Origin of the sequence: Pseudomonas sp. 43mfcvi1.1, assembly GCF_900115935.1 — a bacterium.
GTDB lineage: Bacteria > Pseudomonadota > Gammaproteobacteria > Pseudomonadales > Pseudomonadaceae > Aquipseudomonas > Aquipseudomonas bijieensis.
Genome location: NZ_UETT01000009.1, coordinates 166,266 through 182,806 on the forward strand (window position 1 = coordinate 166,266; position 16,541 = coordinate 182,806).

Consider the following 16,541-nt stretch of genomic DNA (forward strand, 5'->3'; position numbering starts at 1 on the left):
ATCAGGCCGCCGAAGTCGAGGCCGCCGGCCGGGCCTGTTTACGAAAAGCGTCCAGTACCGTGCCGGTGTAAGACGTATTTCGCAGAAACCGCCAGCGACCGAGCAAGTGGTACAGGTGGGTGATCTGCCCGCGCTCCTCGAAGCCCATGCGAATATGCATCTTGATCGCCTGGATGTTTTGCAAATCGCAAACATCGACCATGGTGTTGCAACCATGGTCCGCCATGACTTTCCATACCTCCAACTGCATGTCCGCCGATATTCTGGAACCCCAGTATTCACGGATCGCCTCGCCACCGAACTGAAAGTACTCGCCAGGCTTGATCGGAAAGTTGCAGTGATAGAAATGGCGGTCGAAATAGTCCCGTGTGCTGGCCCAGGCGAACCCCACGGTGTCGCCCTGATCATCCAGATACATCAAGCCTGTGTAGCCTTCGGCCGCCAGCTCGCGCATGGTTTTGACGCGGTCGCCGAAGTGCCGGGCAAAAGCATCGGCATTGGCGACGGTGATGAACTCCAGGCGCATCGGTGGGTAGGGCTTGAGGTTGTGTGGGGGGAGCGGAGTCCGTATATCGTGCTCCAGCCACACCAGTCGGGTGTGGGAAAATACGTAGTGTCTGCATAGCTGCTTTAGAACGGCGCGCAGACCTTTTTCCTGAATGCGATCACGCAATGTTTGCAGAGCGTTCATGGTGCCTCCTGACGGGTGGCAGGGTTGGGGAGAACGGGGGCTGTCCAACTGAGGGCGAACACGGTTTCCCCTGGTAGGAGAAATCCGATCTGGCCGGCCTTGCAATCAAACGCAACGCTGTGGCTGCGGTTGTCCGGGCCGAAATACAGCAGGGTCATGCCAGGTTGAGGGCAGGTCGCGCCGTCGAGGCTGACCTGATGGGCTCGTGTGCTTTTGTTCACGCCCAGCAGTTTGCGTTGCTTGCCGGTGGCCATGGCCAGTACGTCGACTTCAAAAGCGTCGTTGTCCAGGCGCAGCACCTGGTTGAGCCAGTGCTGTTGAATGAACTGCTGGGCCAGGCCCACGGGCTTGAGCTCGAAGCGCTGAGCGTCCAGCACCCGCACCATGCCTTTGGGGTATTCGGGTTCGTCGGCGAGCATGAACCAGTTGAGCATATCGAGCCAACCATCCGCGGAGGCGTTGATCGCCACCGAGGTCCACCACAAAGCGGCATAGTGGGTTTCCTGGTCGTAAGGGCTCAGGCTCGAGCCGCTGGATATGTTGGTCTGGTCCAACAGCAAAGCCTTGCGGGGCCGGCCCTGGTTGTCCAGTCCCACCAGGTTGGCGGCCTGACGGACACTGTCGCGGTAGACCCGGGTCGCCAGCAGGTCGCGGATCATCCATTCGTGCCAGGCCAGGGCGTCGATCTGGTCGTCGGACGTCGCGAGCAGGCGCCGTGCCCAGTCGATCCCGCGCCTGTCAGCCGCATTTTCGGCGAAGGGGCCGTTGGTGAACCGCGAGCTGGCCGGTATGGCGATGCGGACACCGGCGCGTGCGTTGGCAGGATCGGCGCGGACCTGGGCAGCCATGCTCTGGAACAGTTGCTGGAAACTGGCGAAGTCTGGGTAGTTCAGGTTTGGCTCATCGGCAAAACTGAGGTAATGGATGCCGTTGTCGCCCGACGCCCGGGTCGACATGAGCCAGGCTTGCAAACCGCCGAGACTGGTCCGGTCGGCCTGCAGATCCGCCCGGCGCTGGCTGGCGGCCAGCAGGGTGATGTCTTGGCTGATACCGAAGCGGCCCCGGTACAAGCGTCGGAAGGCATCTTCATGATTGACCTTGGCCGCCATGACGTCGACGAAGCTGTAGAGGGTTGCCGCCTGGGGTTTGAGCGCATCGAGCACAGGGTAGCTGGATGGCGGCAGTAACTCATAGGGCAGGTATATGCCCAGCCTGGGGGTCGTGCCGAGCGCCTCGTTGTACAACGTCAGGTGGGTCTGCCCCGGATCCTGGCGCACCGGTTGCAGGTGCGCCGGGTCTTGGGCGAACAGGTTGGCGGTACCGTCCAACCAGAACGCGGCCTTGCCGTTGCCTTGCAGATGCAGGCGCCAGATTTGGTCCACGTCCGCCACCGGGAGGGCCACCTGATCGAATTGCCAATAGGCCCGCTGTGGCTTGAGATTGAGTTGCAGCTGCTTGCCGTCCGCGACCCGCCGGGCTTGCAGCGCACGTACGCCGCCGTGGAACTTGCCTGCCAGCACCGCCTGTTCGCCGGCTGCCACTTTGAAATACAGCTCATCGCCATCGTGGGTTTCAGCACTGAAATGCACCTTGGCCGGGGCAAACAGGGCGCGGGTGCGCACATCGTGCTCAACGCTATAGCGCCGGAAACTGTAGCCGGGAATTTCCAGTCGATAACTGGCGGTGCCGGGCAGCAGGGGCCATTGTTGCTCTCCACGCACCTGGTCGGCCTTGATCAGGCGCTCACCCGCCAATCGTCCCTGGCCGTCGAGCAGATACAGGTGTTCGGTATTGGCTTCGGCTTGCCAGGCGGGCACCCAGCGCACGGTGACAGCGTCCTGGCGGTCGGTTTGCAGGTACAGGCTGCCGTCACGGATGCCGGTCCATTGCATGGACGCGCCGTGGACCGAAGTTGCCAGCGCGAGAAGACATAGGCACGCGCCGATCTTCCACTGTGGGAGCGAGCCTGCTCGCGAAGAGGCCTTCAGCCTCAACATCGCCGCTAACCGACCCACCGCTTTCGCGAGCAGGCTCGCTCCCACAAGGGGGGGGTGGTGGACACAGGTATTCTGTCCGGCACCGGACCCTGTGGGAGCGAGCCTGCTCGCGATGGCGGTTTTGCTGACAACGGTATTCACGCGGATTTCCCCAGTAGCATCTGACGCATTGGCAGCAAATCGCTGGGCAGGATGATCAGCGTCTGCCACAGCGCCACGCCGCTGAGGCGGCAATACATGACAAGCATTGCCAGGGTGACACCCAGGTAGGCGGTCGAGGACGCGGCGGCAGCGCCGACGATGCCGTAGCGCGGGATCAAAATCAGGTTCAACGCCAGGTTCAACAGCGCCCCCCCGCCCATCAGCAGCGAAACGGTGCCGGGGCGGTTCTTGCCCAGCAGGTCCAGGCGCAGGATGCTCGCATAGCACAACCCGAACACCCCTGGCAGCAGCGCCAGCAGGGCCGGGTACGCCGGCTGATAGGCGATGCCGAACAGGGTGACGATCAGCCATTCGCCGACCAGGACCATCCCCAGGCAGGCGCCCAGCATGGCCGTGGCTGTCAGGCGCAAGGCCAGCGGGGTCAGGCGCTTCATGTCGCTGTCCTGCTGCAGCAGGCGTTTCATCAGTGGCGTGGTGACCGCTTCCGGCACGATATGCAGCAGTTCGGCCGCCGCGCTGGCCATGGCGTAGTGCCCTAGCGCCGTGCTGCCCAACAGCGCGCCGATGAACAGGTAATCCGAACGCGTCATCAGTTGCTGGAACAAAAGGTCCGGATGACTGCGGACACCGTAACGCAACAGTTCGGTCTGGCCGGCGCGATCCCAGCGCAGGGTGACCGCGTGATCGCGACGCAACCACATCCAACCCACCAGCACCACCAGGCTCAGGCCCGCCAGCCAACTGATCAGCGCCGCTTCCAGCGCCGTGTCTTTCCACATCCAGAACAGCGCCACGAACAGCAACAGCGGGACCAAAGATTCCATCAGCCGCAAGGCGTTGAACACGCCGACGCCGCCGGAGGCGTTGTGCAGCGTCAGCAGGCCGGTCTTGAGCGCCGCCAGCGGCACGGCCAGCAACAGCAGCCAGGCCAGCAGTCCCAGTTGCGTGGTGACGTCCAGTTCGGCGCCGAACTCACGCACCAGCGCCACCACCAGCAGCGTCAGCAACCCCGCCAGCAGACAACCGAAGACCAGCACATGGCTGAGCAACAGGCTCATCGAGCGATGCTGCGCCGCCTGATAACCCACGGCGGAATTCAGGCCCCCGCTGGTGGTGGCACTGATCAAGTCCGGCAGGGTGCTGAGCAGCGCCAACAGCCCGCGTTCGCTGGGCCCCAGGATCCGTGCCAGCAACACGTTGCGCAACAGGCGCAGGCCGATCATCGCCAGGCTCGTGCCCATGCTCATCACCAAGAGCCTGAGGTAACGTGCACGGTTCATGAGCGGACTCCTCGGCGAATACGCCAGGCCAATAACTCGGGGTGACAGGCGTTGCGTTGGCTGACGCCGAAACGTGGCAGGTTCAGCGGGTCGCCGTCATGGCGATACAGTCCGGCCTCGGTGCCCAGCGCGAACGGAAAACCGTGGGCCGCCACCTGCTCGCGCACACGGGCGTCATTGTCCCCGTTGGGGTAGCAATACACCGGCAAGGGTTGGGCGCAGCCATTTTCCAGGGCCGTCCAACTGCGGGACAGTTCTTCATGCAGGCGCTGGTCGTCCAGCCCGGTCAGGATCGCGTGGCTGGCGCCATGGGGGCCGAAGCGGACCAGGCCGGAATCCTCGAGCATGCGCACCTGGGACCAGTCCAGCGCTTGGGGTTGGGAACCGTGCGGGCAGGTTTCGGTGAGGTCGTTCAATGTACGTGGATCCAGGCTCTTGAGGCTTTGCAGGTAGTGCAGCAGTGCCAGGCTGCGGCGCTCGTCGTCAATGTCATCGAGCAGCACCGGCAACGGTCGACCGACGTGTTGCAAGTGCTCGATCAACGAATGCCGCGCCACCTGGCCATGGCTGCCCCACAGGGTCTCGCCGATGCTTTCCCACCAGAAGTGCTGGCGGCTGCCGATGAAGTCGGTGGAGAGGAAAATGCTCGCCGGCACCTGATATTGACGCAGCAACGGGAAGGCATTCATGGCGTTGTCGCGCCAGCCGTCGTCGAAGGTCAGGGCCACCCGTGGGCGGTTCGGGACGCTCTCAGGGTCGGCCAGCAGCAAGCTCATCAACGGCACACACTCGAAATGCCGCAGTAGCCAGATCAGCAGATGTTCAAACGCTTCGGGCCCCACGCACAGCTCGTTGCGATGGGGCAGCTCGGCGGCGCGATCGTTGTTCAACACACGATGCAGCATCAGGATCACGCCGGCGCCACGCAGCGGGTGGCGGCCCAGGGACGTATTCAGGTACAGCCAGCCGCCGGTGCGTTTGAAAACGTGTTTGATCGACATCGGCCCTTCTCCTTAGCGATTCTGCTCAGGGTTCCATTGGCTGTAGCGATGCCCCCGCAGGAATTGCCAGAGCCCGATACTCATGCCCGCCAGCGTCACCAGCACGAACGCGGCCAGGCGAAAGGGCCGGGGCAAACGGTGGCCTGCGTCCATCAACCCGATCAGTGCCATGGCGTAGCCGAGCAACTGCGCCACCAGGCTCAGGCGATAAAACATGTGCTGCTCCCACAACCAGACATTGCTCAGCAGTAATGGCAACAACAACACCGGCGCCAGGCGGCGGATCAATTTGTGGCTGATCAGCCCGATGGCGTAGAGCCCATGACGCAGCGGATTGAGCAGCTCACGACGGTGCGCGAGGCTCTGCAACCCGCCGACGGTGACCCGCTGGCGCCGGCGAAACTGCTTGTCGGCTTCGTCCACGCCCTGGTCGGTCACACGAGCCCGTGGCACGTAGACGATGGACTTACCGGCGGCCGGCGCGCAGGTGCTGAGGAAAAAGTCATCGTTGACTTGCGCCGGTATCGGTTGGAACAAAGCCCGGCGCAGCGCCAACAGGGCGCCGTCGGCCGAGACCATGCAATCGGTGCGGCTCTCCACCCGCCGCAACCAACCTTCGTAGTGCCGATACAGACTGTCCCCCAGGCTCAGGCCCTTGCCCGGCACCGGAATCTCCATATGGCCGGCACAGGCGCCAACCTCAGGATCCCCCAGCGGTGCCAGCAGATGGCCGAGGGTGTCGGGGAACCATTGATTGTCGGCATCGGTGAACACCAGGATCTCGCCGTTGCTGTGGGCCACGCCGGTATTGAGGGCGGCGGCCTTGCCCTGGCGTGGCAGGTCGAGCACGGTGATGCGCGGGTCGATCACCTTGCGTGCGCAGGCCACCGTGTCGTCGGTGGAGCCGTCGCTAGCGAGGATGATTTGCAGCGAATGGGCCTGATAGTCCTGGGCCAGCAAGGTGCGCAACTTCTCTTCGATGTGCCTGGCCTCGTTGTGGGCGGCTATGACAATGCTGACGTCCATCGGCAACGCCTTGCCATAGCGCCGCAGCGGAAACAGCGGCACCAGCAGGCTCAACATCAAGGGATAACCGAGGTAGGCGTAAACCGGCAGCAACAGGCACGACCAGTAAATGAATTCAGCCACGGGCAGGTCTCCTGACATTGCGTTGAAAAAGATTGAGCAGCAGCGCGGCGCCGGTCAGGTGCAGGCGCACTCCGTGCAAGGTCCACAGTTGCAGGGTCAGGCGCGGGTCGCGCTGGCTCTGGCGCAGGCTCAGAACCAAGGCCGGCAATAGGCTGATGAATAACAGCATCAGGCCCAGGCGCGCCTGCCCCTGGAGCAGGGCCACCAAGGCCAGCGAATCCATGCCCCAGGTGCCAATGGAAAGGGCGGGGAAGCGCAGCAGGCGCAGGCTCGGCCCGTGGCTGCGCAACAACTGCCAGTGGCTGCCCTGGCGCCACAGTTCCTTGCGCATCCATTCGCGCCAGCTGCCTTCATAGCCCCAGTGCAGGGCCACGCTTTCGTTGACCAGCAACAATTGCGCACCGGCCTGGCGCAGGCGCAGGGAGAAATCCTTGTCCTCGCCGGTGCGCAGGGTCTCGTCGAAACCGTCAACCCGTTCGAACCAGGCGCGCCGCATCAATAGATTGGCGCTGGGTAACCATTGGACGCGATGCAAGGGGCGCGAGCCCGGACGCTGACTGCGGCGTTGCCAAGCCTGTGCGAACCACGGCGCTTGGCCAGGCGTGTCCAGGTCAAGCGCCAGCACATCGCCCTGACGGCCTTCCATTTCGACCAGCGACTTGAGCCAGTCGGTCGGCATTTGCATGTCGGCGTCGATGAACGCCAGCCATTCACCACTGGCTGCCGCCGCGCCACGGTTGCGCAGGGCACCGATGTGCACCCCTGATACGATCAGCACCCGCGCGCCCAGCTCGTTGGCGATGCGCGGGCCGTGGTCGTCCGAGCCGTTGTCCACCACGATCAACTCGCACTCCAGCTGCGCCTGGCGAACCGCTTCCTGCGCCGCCAGCAGCGTGCGGCCGATGTGCCGGGCCTCGTTGTACATCGGTATGATGACGCTTACGCGGCTCATGAACGGGCCTCCCGCGGCTCGGCCTGTTCGGCGTCGTAGCGCAACAGGCTGGTCAAGGCAAGCATGATCCACAGCAACTTGTGGTTCGGTGCGCTGAGGAACATCAGGAACAACGCCAGCGACAGGAAACTCATGCTCAGGTGGGTCAACAGATCCGCCTGAGCCCAGTCCCGGCGCAGGAGCCAGAGTTGGCGCGCGCGCACTAGGTTGTAGAGGCCCAGCCCAATCGTACCGATAAACATCAAGCCACCTGGCACGCCGATTTCGCTGAAAATTTCCAGGTAAGTGTTATGGGCCTGGCGGTACAGATCCCCCCGTTTGCGATTGGCCGAGAACGCTTTCGCGTAACCGGTGGGGGCGTAGTGCTCCGGGAACGTCCCGGGGCCTGAGCCGAGTATCGGTTTCTCTCGGATCATCTGGCTGCCCACCACAATGTACGAGGCGCGGCGACCCAAGGATCCGTCCTTGTGGGCGTTGGTGCCGGAACTGAGGATGCTCAATGACTCGATGCGTGCCACGTAGCCAGCAGGCATCAAGGCGACTGTCGCCGGAACCATCAGTGCCAGGCCGAGCATTGCGAACCCCAGGTGTCGAGGACGCACACGTGGCAACTGCGCCCGATAGTGATACAGCCCGATCATCAGACTGAGCAACAGCACAACCAGCCCTGAACGCGATTCGGTCTTGGTCATTCCGCCCAACAACAGGATGAAACCGCCGCCCCAGAACAACCGGTACAACAGGTTCTGGCTGCGTATTGTCAACAACAATGCCAGCGGTACAGTAAACGCAATCAACAGCGCAAAGGCGTTCGGGTCTTCCAGCAAACCCGAGGCGCGACCCTGATCCTGGTATTTGGCTGAAAACATCGCGAGTACGCAGGTCGTGGCGACGCTCACTGTCATCAGCCGGGCGAACACATCCAGGTTCAGCTCGCGACCGATTAGCAACGTGATCACGAACAGAATCAGCCCTACTGCCAGTTCACGCAGATGTGTCAAGGACAGGTCCATGTTTTCCGAGATCAACAGGCTCAGGCCATACAGCGCCATGAAGACGAGCAACGGCTTCCAGATGTTGCTACGCAAGCGCGTCGCAGGGATCTGGTGCAAGGCCAACTGCAGCATCAGGATCAGGATCAGCGCCACGCCGAGGAATTTGCTGCCGGAAAACACGTTGTCCTTGAACAGGCCTTCGAACGGCAGTAGCGCGGCGATGCCCAGCAAACCCCAGGCGGGTTTGCGGTACAGCATGGCAACGCCCACCAGGCCGAGCACCGCGCCTGGGGCGAGGAACGGATAAGGGCTGGCCAGCAACGCCAGGCACACCAGGCCCAGCAGGCTGACGATCGAGAGCGGGACAATCATGAGCGAGCCTCCCGTGCCGTACGGATATAAAGCTGCGACCAGCGTTCGGTCAGCGTGCGCAGGTCGTAGCGCTCGCGTTGGGTGCACCGCGCGTTGTCGGCCAGGATCCGCGCCAGTGGCGGTTCGCTGAACAGCGTCTCGATCTGCGCCGCCAGGTCCGTACTGTCGGTCGGTGCCGCGAGCAGGCCGTTATGGCGGTCCTGCAACACGTCGGGAATGCCGCCGACGCCGAACGCCACCACCGGCACGCCGGCCTGCATGGCTTCGAGCAGAATCATTGGGGTGCCTTCGGTGCGCGAGCTGATCACCAGCGCGTCGAGGCGACTCCACCAGGCGTTCATATCGGTCTGGTAGCCGGGCAGTTCGATACGCGTGGGCAGTCCGGCGTCGGTGATGCGCTTGAGCAGCGCCTGGCGTTCCGGGCCGTCGCCGAGCATCACCGCGTGCAGCGACGAATGCCGCTGGCACAGGGGGATCATGGCGTCGAGGAATAGGTCCGGGCCTTTCTCGCTGCTCAAGCGACCGACGTAGCCAACCCGCCAGCGTTGCTTGTCGGCACGATGGGTCAATGGCGCGCTGGGCGCTGGCAGGCCATTGGGGATCACATCGAGTTTTTCCGCCCGCACGCTGGCCTGGCGGTGCAGCGTGGCGATGCTTTCGGCCACGCAGACCACTCGCTTGACCGAGGCGGTGCGGCACAGTTGCAGGCTCAGCCAGGTATAGAACCGCTGCTTGGGGCTGCGCGGCGTGAAGCCATGCTGGGTGATCACCAGCGGCAAGCGCAGCAGCGTGGCGGCGGACCAGCCGAACAGCAGCCCCTTGAAGTTATGGGTGTTGATCAGCGGGCGTTCGTCCCGGCGCTGGCGCAAGTGCTGCAACAGCTCGGCCCAACTGGTGCAATGACGGCAATCGACCCCAGCCTGGCGGAACCGCGTGATCAAGGTCGGCGGCGCCGCCAGGAACAGCACCTGGTGCTGCCCGGGCGTCGCCAGGCAATGATCGAGCAGCATCCGCTCGGCCCCATAGAAGCCGCCGCTGTCGAGCAGATGAATGATCGACAGGGGGCTGCTGTGGTGGGTCGGGCCGAACGGCGCGTTCAATTTTTCACCCAATGGACAAGGCTGGGCAGGGTCCAGTTGCGGTGCGGATTGACCTGATCGGGTGATTGCTCGTTGATCACCAGCAACACCGGCAGATCCAGTTGCTGGCTGATTTGTGCTGGGTGCTTGAAGCGATGGTCGAAGAACTCACGCACATAGACCAGGGCGATCGCCAGCAGCAGGCCACAGAACATGCCGAAGACAATAATCAGCATCGGCTTGGGAAAGGCCGGGGTGGTTGGTTCGAACGGCGGGCTCAGGACCCGGGCGTTGGACAGGTCGTTGTCCAGCGAACGCGCGGTGCTGGCCTCGGCGAAGCGCTGGGCATAAGTCGAGAAGGCCGCATGCAGCGCGTTGATCTCGGTGTCCATCTGCCGCAGCTTGCTCTGGGTTTCCTGCAATTGGTGGATACGCTCCTTGAAGGCGGCGATACGTTCGACTTTCTGATTGATCACCGAACTGACCACCGCCAGGTCGGTGGTGCGCTCCTGGATCCGATTGTTCACTACCTTGAGGAACTGCTGGCGTGTGCGGACGATCTGCTCCCGGGCCAGCAACATCGGTTCGCTGCCTGGCTGGAAGATCGCCAGGTCGTTCATGTAGCGGCTGACCTGGCTGGTCAGTTGTTCGCCCAGCTGCCGGATTTCCCGGTCTTCAAAGGCAATGTTGTCCACGGTGGTGGTGAAGGTGAACGGGAAGGTGTAGTCGTTGAACCGCGAGCTGTTCGCTGCCGCCAGGCTGGTCTTGAGGTAATCGAGCCAGCGTTGGCTTTGCAGCAGGCGATCCTGGAACAGGTTCAGTGCCTGTTCCTCGGTGTTGATCGCATTCAAGCGGAAAGTGATTTCTTCCTTGGGATCGGAAGAGCCGATGCCTTCAAGCAGCGTCAGGCGGTTGCTTTCCAAGCCGTCAAGGCGCGTCTGGTACTGGACTTTTTTCTGCTCGTAGAACGTCTGGGGCAACTCGATCGATTGCAGGTCCTGGCGGCCAGTGAGGTAGTTCTGCAGCAATTGCGCCACGAACCGGGTGCCCTGGGCTGGGTCGCCGAAGCTGTAGACGATCGAAATGACGTTGGAGCCGGGCAGTGTTTCGATCTTCAGGTTTTCGATGGCCTCATCGGTAAGCGTATCGAGTACGGTGTCGCGTACCGGATCCACCTCCAGCCCCAGGCCGTCGCGCAGCGGATTGATGACGTATTCGCGCAACGGCTGGGTGATGTAGCGCTTGAGCGGTTCGCTCACCCACTTGTTGAGGACGCCTGGGCTTGGGGTGTATTCACCCTGGTCGCGCAGGGTCTTGATGGTTTCGCGAATCAACGCCGGCGAGCGCAGGATGTTGCTCTCGGTTTCCATGTCCGCCAGGGACGGTGGAACGAACGTTGCGCTTTCCTGGTTCAGCGAAGTCGTGGCGTCGCCTTGGGAGAGTTTTTTCGACTGGACGATCACTTGGGCGGTGATGTCGAAGCTCTGCTTGAGCATCAACGGCAGCACCAGGGCGATCACGGCGAAAATCAGGAAGACGCGCTTCACCCACTGCTTGTTGGCGAAGAAGATCCTGAAGAACTCGTGCAGATAGTTTTCCTTGGGGTTCATGATCGGTCACCTGGGGTCAGTTGCTGCCGCTTTTGTTGTCGAGGTCGTAGCCGAAGCTGACGCCAACGCCCTGGAACAGCACCACGTCGGCCAGTTGCCTGGCCAGTTCGCCGGCGCTGGCTAGCTTGGTCTTGGGCACGAACAGCATGTCTTCCGGTTGCAGGTAGGCGATCTGCGACGCGTCGCCGCTCAAGGCCTTCTCCACGTCGTAGTGGCGAGCTTCGACCATATTGCCGTTGCGGCGCATGATGACCACCGAGTCGAGCCTTGCCTTGACGTTCGTGCCCCGGGCCAGGGTCAGCGCCTCGAGAACGGAGATCGGCCGGCGGATAGGGTAGGAACCGGGTTGGGCCACTTCACCGAGGACATAGATCTCGTTACCACCGGTGGACTTGAGCAGCACATCCACGGTCATGTGGCCGGGCAACTGGGCATAGCGCTCGTTGAGGAAGGTCTCCAACTGGGTGACGGTCATGCCTTGCAACGGTACGGCACCGATTTCCGGGAAGCTGGCGTAGCCATCTCGGCCCACGATGATTTCCCGGCTCATGCCGGTGGCAGGGTGGGTCAAGGTGTTACGCAGGTTCGTCTCGCCGGACAGCGGGCTGGTCACCATTACGGTCAATTGGTTGCGATTGGGCTGGAACAGCATCTTCTGGTTGTAGGCCCGCTGCACCGCCAGGCGGGCCTCTTCGGTGGTCAGGCCGGAGACTTTCACCGAGGTGTTGGCGCCCGGCAGTTCGATACTGCCGTCGGGCATCACCTGTTGCGTGCCGTTGAGTTGGCTGGCAGCGGTGAAGTTCAGGGCAACCTGGTCGCCCGGCTGCACGCGGTAAGCCTGGGAAGAGGTGGTGTCGATGTGAAAAATCACATCCAGCACGTCCTGGGGCCGCAGGGTCTGTTCGACCTTGGGCATGTCGGTGGCCTGGGCGTTGGCCGGCGGGGCTGTGAGGATCTGCACCGGCATCGAGCGGGTATCGGTATTGCTGGAGCAACCGGCAAGCGGCAGCAACAGCAGGACAAGTATTCTGGCGTTCATCTCGTCATCCTTTTGCAGGCTTACAGGTTGTTGTAGAGCCACTTGGGCATGTAGTACTTGCGGCGGTTGAACACGCTGCCGACCACTTTCGCGCCCGCTTGGGACAGGCGCTGGCGGGTGGCCTGGGCCACTTCCCAGCGCGTGTCTTCACCGCGCACCACCAGCACCACACCGTCCACCTGGGTGCTGAGCACCAGCGTGTCGCTGGCCGAATACACCGCGTCGGCGTCGATCACCACGAAGCGGTATTGCGCCGCCAGTTGCCTGAACAGCGGGCGCAGTCGCTCGGGGCTCAGGTGTTCGGCATTGCGGCCCAGGCGACCGTGGGGCAGCACATCGAAGGGCAGGCTGGACGTCTGCACCACGCAGTCTTGCAACAAGGGCGGGGCGAGGCTGTTGAACAGCAGGTCGGTAAAACCGCGCTCCTTGTGCAACGACAGTTGCTGGCTGAGGTTGCGCGGTGACTGGCTGGCATCCACCAGCAGTACGCGGCCGTTGCTCATCTGCGCCAGTTGAGCGGCCAGCGCCATGGCGCTGGTGCTGGTTCCGGTGCCGGTGTTGGCGGCCGTCAGAAGCAGGATCCGCAGGGAAGGGTCGAGCACGGTCGAGGTCAGGTTGGTCTCGCTCGGGCTGGCTATGGTCAGGATATTCGTTGAACCGTCCATTTAACTCGCTCCGTGGCCGCTGAAAACTTTGAAGGGGGTAAGCATCAGGATCTTCAAGTCCAGCCACAGGCTTTGTTCAGCGATATAGCTGAGGTCCAATTCCACGCGCTGGTCGAAGTCGATATTGCTGCGCCCGGAGATCTGCCACAGACCGGTCATGCCGGGGTAGATGCTCAGGCGCACAAGGTGATTGTCCTTGTAGCGATAGGCGTTGAACGAGGTCGGCCGCGGGCCCACCAGGCGCATGTCGCCGGTCACTACATTGATCAGGTTCGGCAGTTCGTCGAGGCTGCTGCGGCGCAGGAACCGACCGATAGGCGTGATGCGCGGATCGTTGTCGATCTTGAAGTCGATGGCATCGGCGCCGTGTTTGTTGAGGTGGCGCAGCGACTCCTTGAGGGCCTCGGCATCGGCGACCATGGTGCGGAACTTGTACATGCCGAAGACCCGGCCGCGATAACCGGTGCGCTTCTGCACGAACAGCACGGGGCCGGGGCTGGAGAACTTGACCAGCAGAGCCAGGCCCAGCAGCAGTGGACAGAACACCAGCAGGATCGCCAGGGCGCCGAGGCTGGCCACTACGCGGTTGGTACGTGAGACCGTCCAGGGCCGGCCGCCGTCGCGACCGGTCAACCAACCACGGCCCTGGCGGTGGATGGCCGCGTCCAGGCGCCTGCGGTGGTCGGGGTCGACACGCTTGTCGCGTCCAGGGGCGTTGATCTCGATGACTTGCTCATGTCGGGTCATGGATTCCTCCGCTGAGGTTGGGCCGCAAGTGTTCAGCCGCGAGCGGCGCGTGGGCAGGCCGTGCGTAGTAATCGAGAAACCACTGGATGAAACGGCCCAGGCCGTCGTCCAGTTCGATGCACGGTTTGAAACCGGTGGTCTTTGCCAGGTCGCTGGCATCGGCGCAGGTGTTGAGCACATCGCCTGCTTGCAGGGGCAGCAGCTCGACGCGTGCGGTGCGTCCCAGGTGTTTTTCCAGCAGCGCGACATAGGTGCGCAGCGCCACCGGGTGCTGTCCGCCGATGTTGTAGATCCGCCAGGGCGCGCGGCTGGTGGCCGGGCCCGGTTGTTCGTGATCCAGCAAGGGCGTGACCTGGGGCGCATGTTCGATCAGGCGGGCGATGCTTTCGACGATGTCGTCGATGTAGGTGAAGTCGCGTTGGTGTTCGCCGTGATTGAACAGTTGCAGCACACGGTCTTCGATGATGGCGCGGGCAAACTGGATCGGTGACATGTCCGGCCGACCCCAAGGGCCGTACACTGTGAAGAACCGCAGGCCGGTGCAAGGAATACCGAACAGGTGGCTGTAGCTGTGGGCCATGAGCTCGTTGGCTTTTTTGCTGGCCGCGTACAGCGACAGCGGATGATCGACGTTGTCCTGCACCGAATAAGGCGTGCGCGGGTTGGCGCCGTACACGGAACTTGAGGAGGCGTAGATCAGGTGCCTGACCGGATAGCGGCGGCAGCTTTCCAGGATGTTCAGGAATCCGGTGATGTTGCTGTCGACATAGGCCTGCGGGTTTTCCAGGGAGTAGCGCACACCCGCCTGGGCCGCGAGATGAATCACTGCGTCGGGGCGTCGGGCCTGGAACAGCTCGTCGATGGCCGGCGCGTCGGCCAGGTCGATCCGCGCCAGGGGGAATTCGCCGGCCTGATCGTTCACCCAGGTCACGCGGTCGTGCTTGAGCTGCGGGTCGTAGTAGTCGTTGAAATTGTCCAGCCCGCATACTCGATGGCCGTCGCGCAGCAGTCGCAGCACTACGTGGGCGCCGATGAAGCCGGCTGCGCCGGTGACCAGGATGTTCACGCTTGTGGCCCTGACGCCGGGGTGCCCGGCACGGTGTGCCGCAGACCGATGCCGCGATACAACAGCCCGGCGGCGGCCAGGTGTTCGGGGTTGTACAGGTTGCGACCATCGATGATCACCCGGGCGCGCAACTTGCTGGCCAGCAGGTCGAAGTCCACTACGCGAAAATTCTTCCACTCGGTGCAAATCACCAGTGCATCGGCGTCTTCCAGGGTGTCGTCGCGGGTGGCGCAGAGGTTCAGGTCTTTGCGATAGCCGTAGAGGCGGCGGCATTCGGACATGGCTTCCGGGTCATAGGCCTGGACCCGGGCGCCTTCGCGCCACAGCGCTTCCATCAGGTAGCGGCTGGGGGCTTCGCGCATGTCATCGGTGTTGGGTTTGAACGCCAAGCCCCAGATGGCAATCGACTTGCCCGCCAGGCCATCCTGGAATTGCTTCGCCAGTTTCTCGAAGAGGATGTGCCGTTGGCTGTCGTTGACGTCGGTGACGCTGCGCAGCAAGCGCAGTGGCATGCCGCTTTGTTCGGCAGTGTGCAGCAAGGCCCGCAGGTCCTTGGGAAAGCACGAGCCGCCAAAGCCGCAGCCGGGGTAGATGAAGTGGTAGCCGATGCGCGGGTCCGAACCGATGCCCTTGCGCACCGCCTCGATGTCGGCGCCGAGCCGTTCGGTGAGGTTGGCCAGTTCGTTCATGAAGCTGATGCGGGTGGCGAGCATCGCATTGGCGGCGTACTTGGTCAGTTCGGCGCTGCGGTTGTCCATGAACATCAGTTTTTCGTGGTTGCGGCAAAAGGGCGCGTAGAGCTCGGTCATCTGGTCGCGGGCCAGCGGGTCGGCGGTGCCGACGATGATCCGGTCCGGGCGCATGCAATCGGCCAGGGCGCTGCCTTCCTTGAGAAATTCGGGGTTGGAGACCACGCGCACGGCAAGTTTTTTCAGGCCCCGGCGCTCCAGGACCTGGCGCGCGCATTCGGCCACTTTGTCGGCCGTGCCCACCGGTACCGTGGACTTGATGATCAGGGTGCGGTCACTGTCCATGAAGTCGGCGATTTGCCGGGTGACGCTCAATACATGGCTGAGATCGGCGGAGCCGTCTTCATCGGCGGGGGTGCCGACGGCGATGAAAATCAGCTCGCCATGGTTAACCGCGTCGCTGGCCTGAGAACTGAACGACAAGTGTCCGGACTTGATGTTGTCTTCGAGCAAACTGGACAGCCCCGGTTCGCTGATGGTCGGTACGGCTTGTTGCAGTTGCCGGATCTTGTTCAGGTCGATATCGATGCACAAAACGCGGTGTCCGACGTCGGCCATTGCGGCCGCCTGGATCAGCCCGACATACCCCGTACCAAATACGCTCACGTCCATTTTTGGCGCGCCTCGCAGACCGAATGATGTAACTCGGATGAAACTGTTTAGAGGGGTATAGCGCAGCTTCAGGAAAGCGTGTCAGCAAAATGACAGTTGTCACTGTTGGCAATTCAAGTGGAGTCGGGCCTTTTGATATCAAGTTATTGAGTGTCTTAGAAAAGTGGCTGTTTTATTGGGCTTCACGGGAATTTGACAAAGCGATAAACGGTAGTAATCCATAGGTTTTTACATTTTGTGACGTGTTTTCGTGTCATTTTTGGGGTAACTTTTTTTTGACGCGTGCGACGTTCATCCCTTTCTTGCACTTTGGAAACCCCCTGCTAGTGTGCAGAAAACGAACCCCTTTCCAACGTCGCGATAGAGTCGAAATCG

At 62.5% G+C, this 16,541-nt stretch carries 14 protein-coding genes; all 14 read right to left on the minus strand.

The window, feature by feature from the left end; translation table 11 throughout:
• Position 1: 1 nt before the first annotated feature.
• Complete coding sequence (locus DTP52_RS18495; RefSeq protein ID WP_109754639.1) at positions 2 to 691, minus strand: N-acetyltransferase; 690 nt, start codon at positions 689 to 691, stop codon at positions 2 to 4.
• Positions 688 to 2,583, minus strand: coding sequence for a hypothetical protein (locus DTP52_RS18500; protein WP_109754640.1), 1,896 nt, complete (start codon positions 2,581 to 2,583; stop codon positions 688 to 690). Before DTP52_RS18500 ends, DTP52_RS18495 begins: the two co-directional genes overlap by 4 nt.
• 242 nt (positions 2,584 to 2,825) lie before the next feature.
• Complete coding sequence (locus tag DTP52_RS18510; RefSeq protein ID WP_109754641.1) at positions 2,826 to 4,130, minus strand: oligosaccharide flippase family protein; 1,305 nt, start codon at positions 4,128 to 4,130, stop codon at positions 2,826 to 2,828.
• Positions 4,127 to 5,131 (minus strand): polysaccharide deacetylase family protein, encoded by a 1,005-nt coding sequence (locus DTP52_RS18515; protein WP_109754642.1) that lies wholly within the window; start codon positions 5,129 to 5,131, stop codon positions 4,127 to 4,129. The genes DTP52_RS18510 and DTP52_RS18515 overlap by 4 nt, the downstream gene beginning before the upstream one ends.
• 12 nt (positions 5,132 to 5,143) lie before the next feature.
• The gene (locus DTP52_RS18520) at positions 5,144 to 6,280 is read right to left on the minus strand and encodes a glycosyltransferase family 2 protein (RefSeq protein WP_109754643.1); all 1,137 of its coding nucleotides are present in this window, start codon (positions 6,278 to 6,280) and stop codon (positions 5,144 to 5,146) included.
• A complete protein-coding gene (locus tag DTP52_RS18525) occupies positions 6,273 to 7,232 on the minus strand; it encodes a glycosyltransferase (RefSeq protein WP_109754644.1) in 960 nt (319 codons plus the stop codon). The genes DTP52_RS18520 and DTP52_RS18525 overlap by 8 nt, the downstream gene beginning before the upstream one ends.
• Entirely contained in the window at positions 7,229 to 8,599 is a 1,371-nt protein-coding gene (locus DTP52_RS18530; RefSeq protein WP_109754645.1) for an O-antigen ligase, read from the minus strand. Before DTP52_RS18530 ends, DTP52_RS18525 begins: the two co-directional genes overlap by 4 nt.
• On the minus strand, positions 8,596 to 9,699 hold the full coding sequence (locus DTP52_RS18535) for a glycosyltransferase family 4 protein (RefSeq protein ID WP_109754646.1): 1,104 nt from the start codon (positions 9,697 to 9,699) through the stop codon (positions 8,596 to 8,598). Before DTP52_RS18535 ends, DTP52_RS18530 begins: the two co-directional genes overlap by 4 nt.
• Positions 9,696 to 11,288 (minus strand): Wzz/FepE/Etk N-terminal domain-containing protein, encoded by a 1,593-nt coding sequence (locus DTP52_RS18540; RefSeq protein ID WP_109754647.1) that lies wholly within the window; start codon positions 11,286 to 11,288, stop codon positions 9,696 to 9,698. The genes DTP52_RS18535 and DTP52_RS18540 overlap by 4 nt, the downstream gene beginning before the upstream one ends.
• A gap of 16 nt (positions 11,289 to 11,304) precedes the next feature.
• Positions 11,305 to 12,327: a polysaccharide biosynthesis/export family protein gene (locus tag DTP52_RS18545; protein ID WP_109754648.1), complete on the minus strand. Its 1,023-nt coding sequence runs from the start codon at positions 12,325 to 12,327 to the stop codon at positions 11,305 to 11,307.
• 20 nt (positions 12,328 to 12,347) lie between these two features.
• The gene (locus tag DTP52_RS18550) at positions 12,348 to 12,992 is read right to left on the minus strand and encodes a CpsD/CapB family tyrosine-protein kinase (protein WP_109754649.1); all 645 of its coding nucleotides are present in this window, start codon (positions 12,990 to 12,992) and stop codon (positions 12,348 to 12,350) included.
• Positions 12,993 to 13,739 (minus strand): sugar transferase, encoded by a 747-nt coding sequence (locus DTP52_RS18555; protein ID WP_109754650.1) that lies wholly within the window; start codon positions 13,737 to 13,739, stop codon positions 12,993 to 12,995.
• The gene (locus tag DTP52_RS18560) at positions 13,726 to 14,805 is read right to left on the minus strand and encodes an NAD-dependent epimerase (protein WP_109754651.1); all 1,080 of its coding nucleotides are present in this window, start codon (positions 14,803 to 14,805) and stop codon (positions 13,726 to 13,728) included. The genes DTP52_RS18555 and DTP52_RS18560 overlap by 14 nt, the downstream gene beginning before the upstream one ends.
• A complete protein-coding gene (locus DTP52_RS18565; protein WP_109754652.1) occupies positions 14,802 to 16,166 on the minus strand; it encodes a UDP-glucose/GDP-mannose dehydrogenase family protein in 1,365 nt (454 codons plus the stop codon). The genes DTP52_RS18560 and DTP52_RS18565 overlap by 4 nt, the downstream gene beginning before the upstream one ends.
• Positions 16,167 to 16,541: the final 375 nt, after the last annotated feature.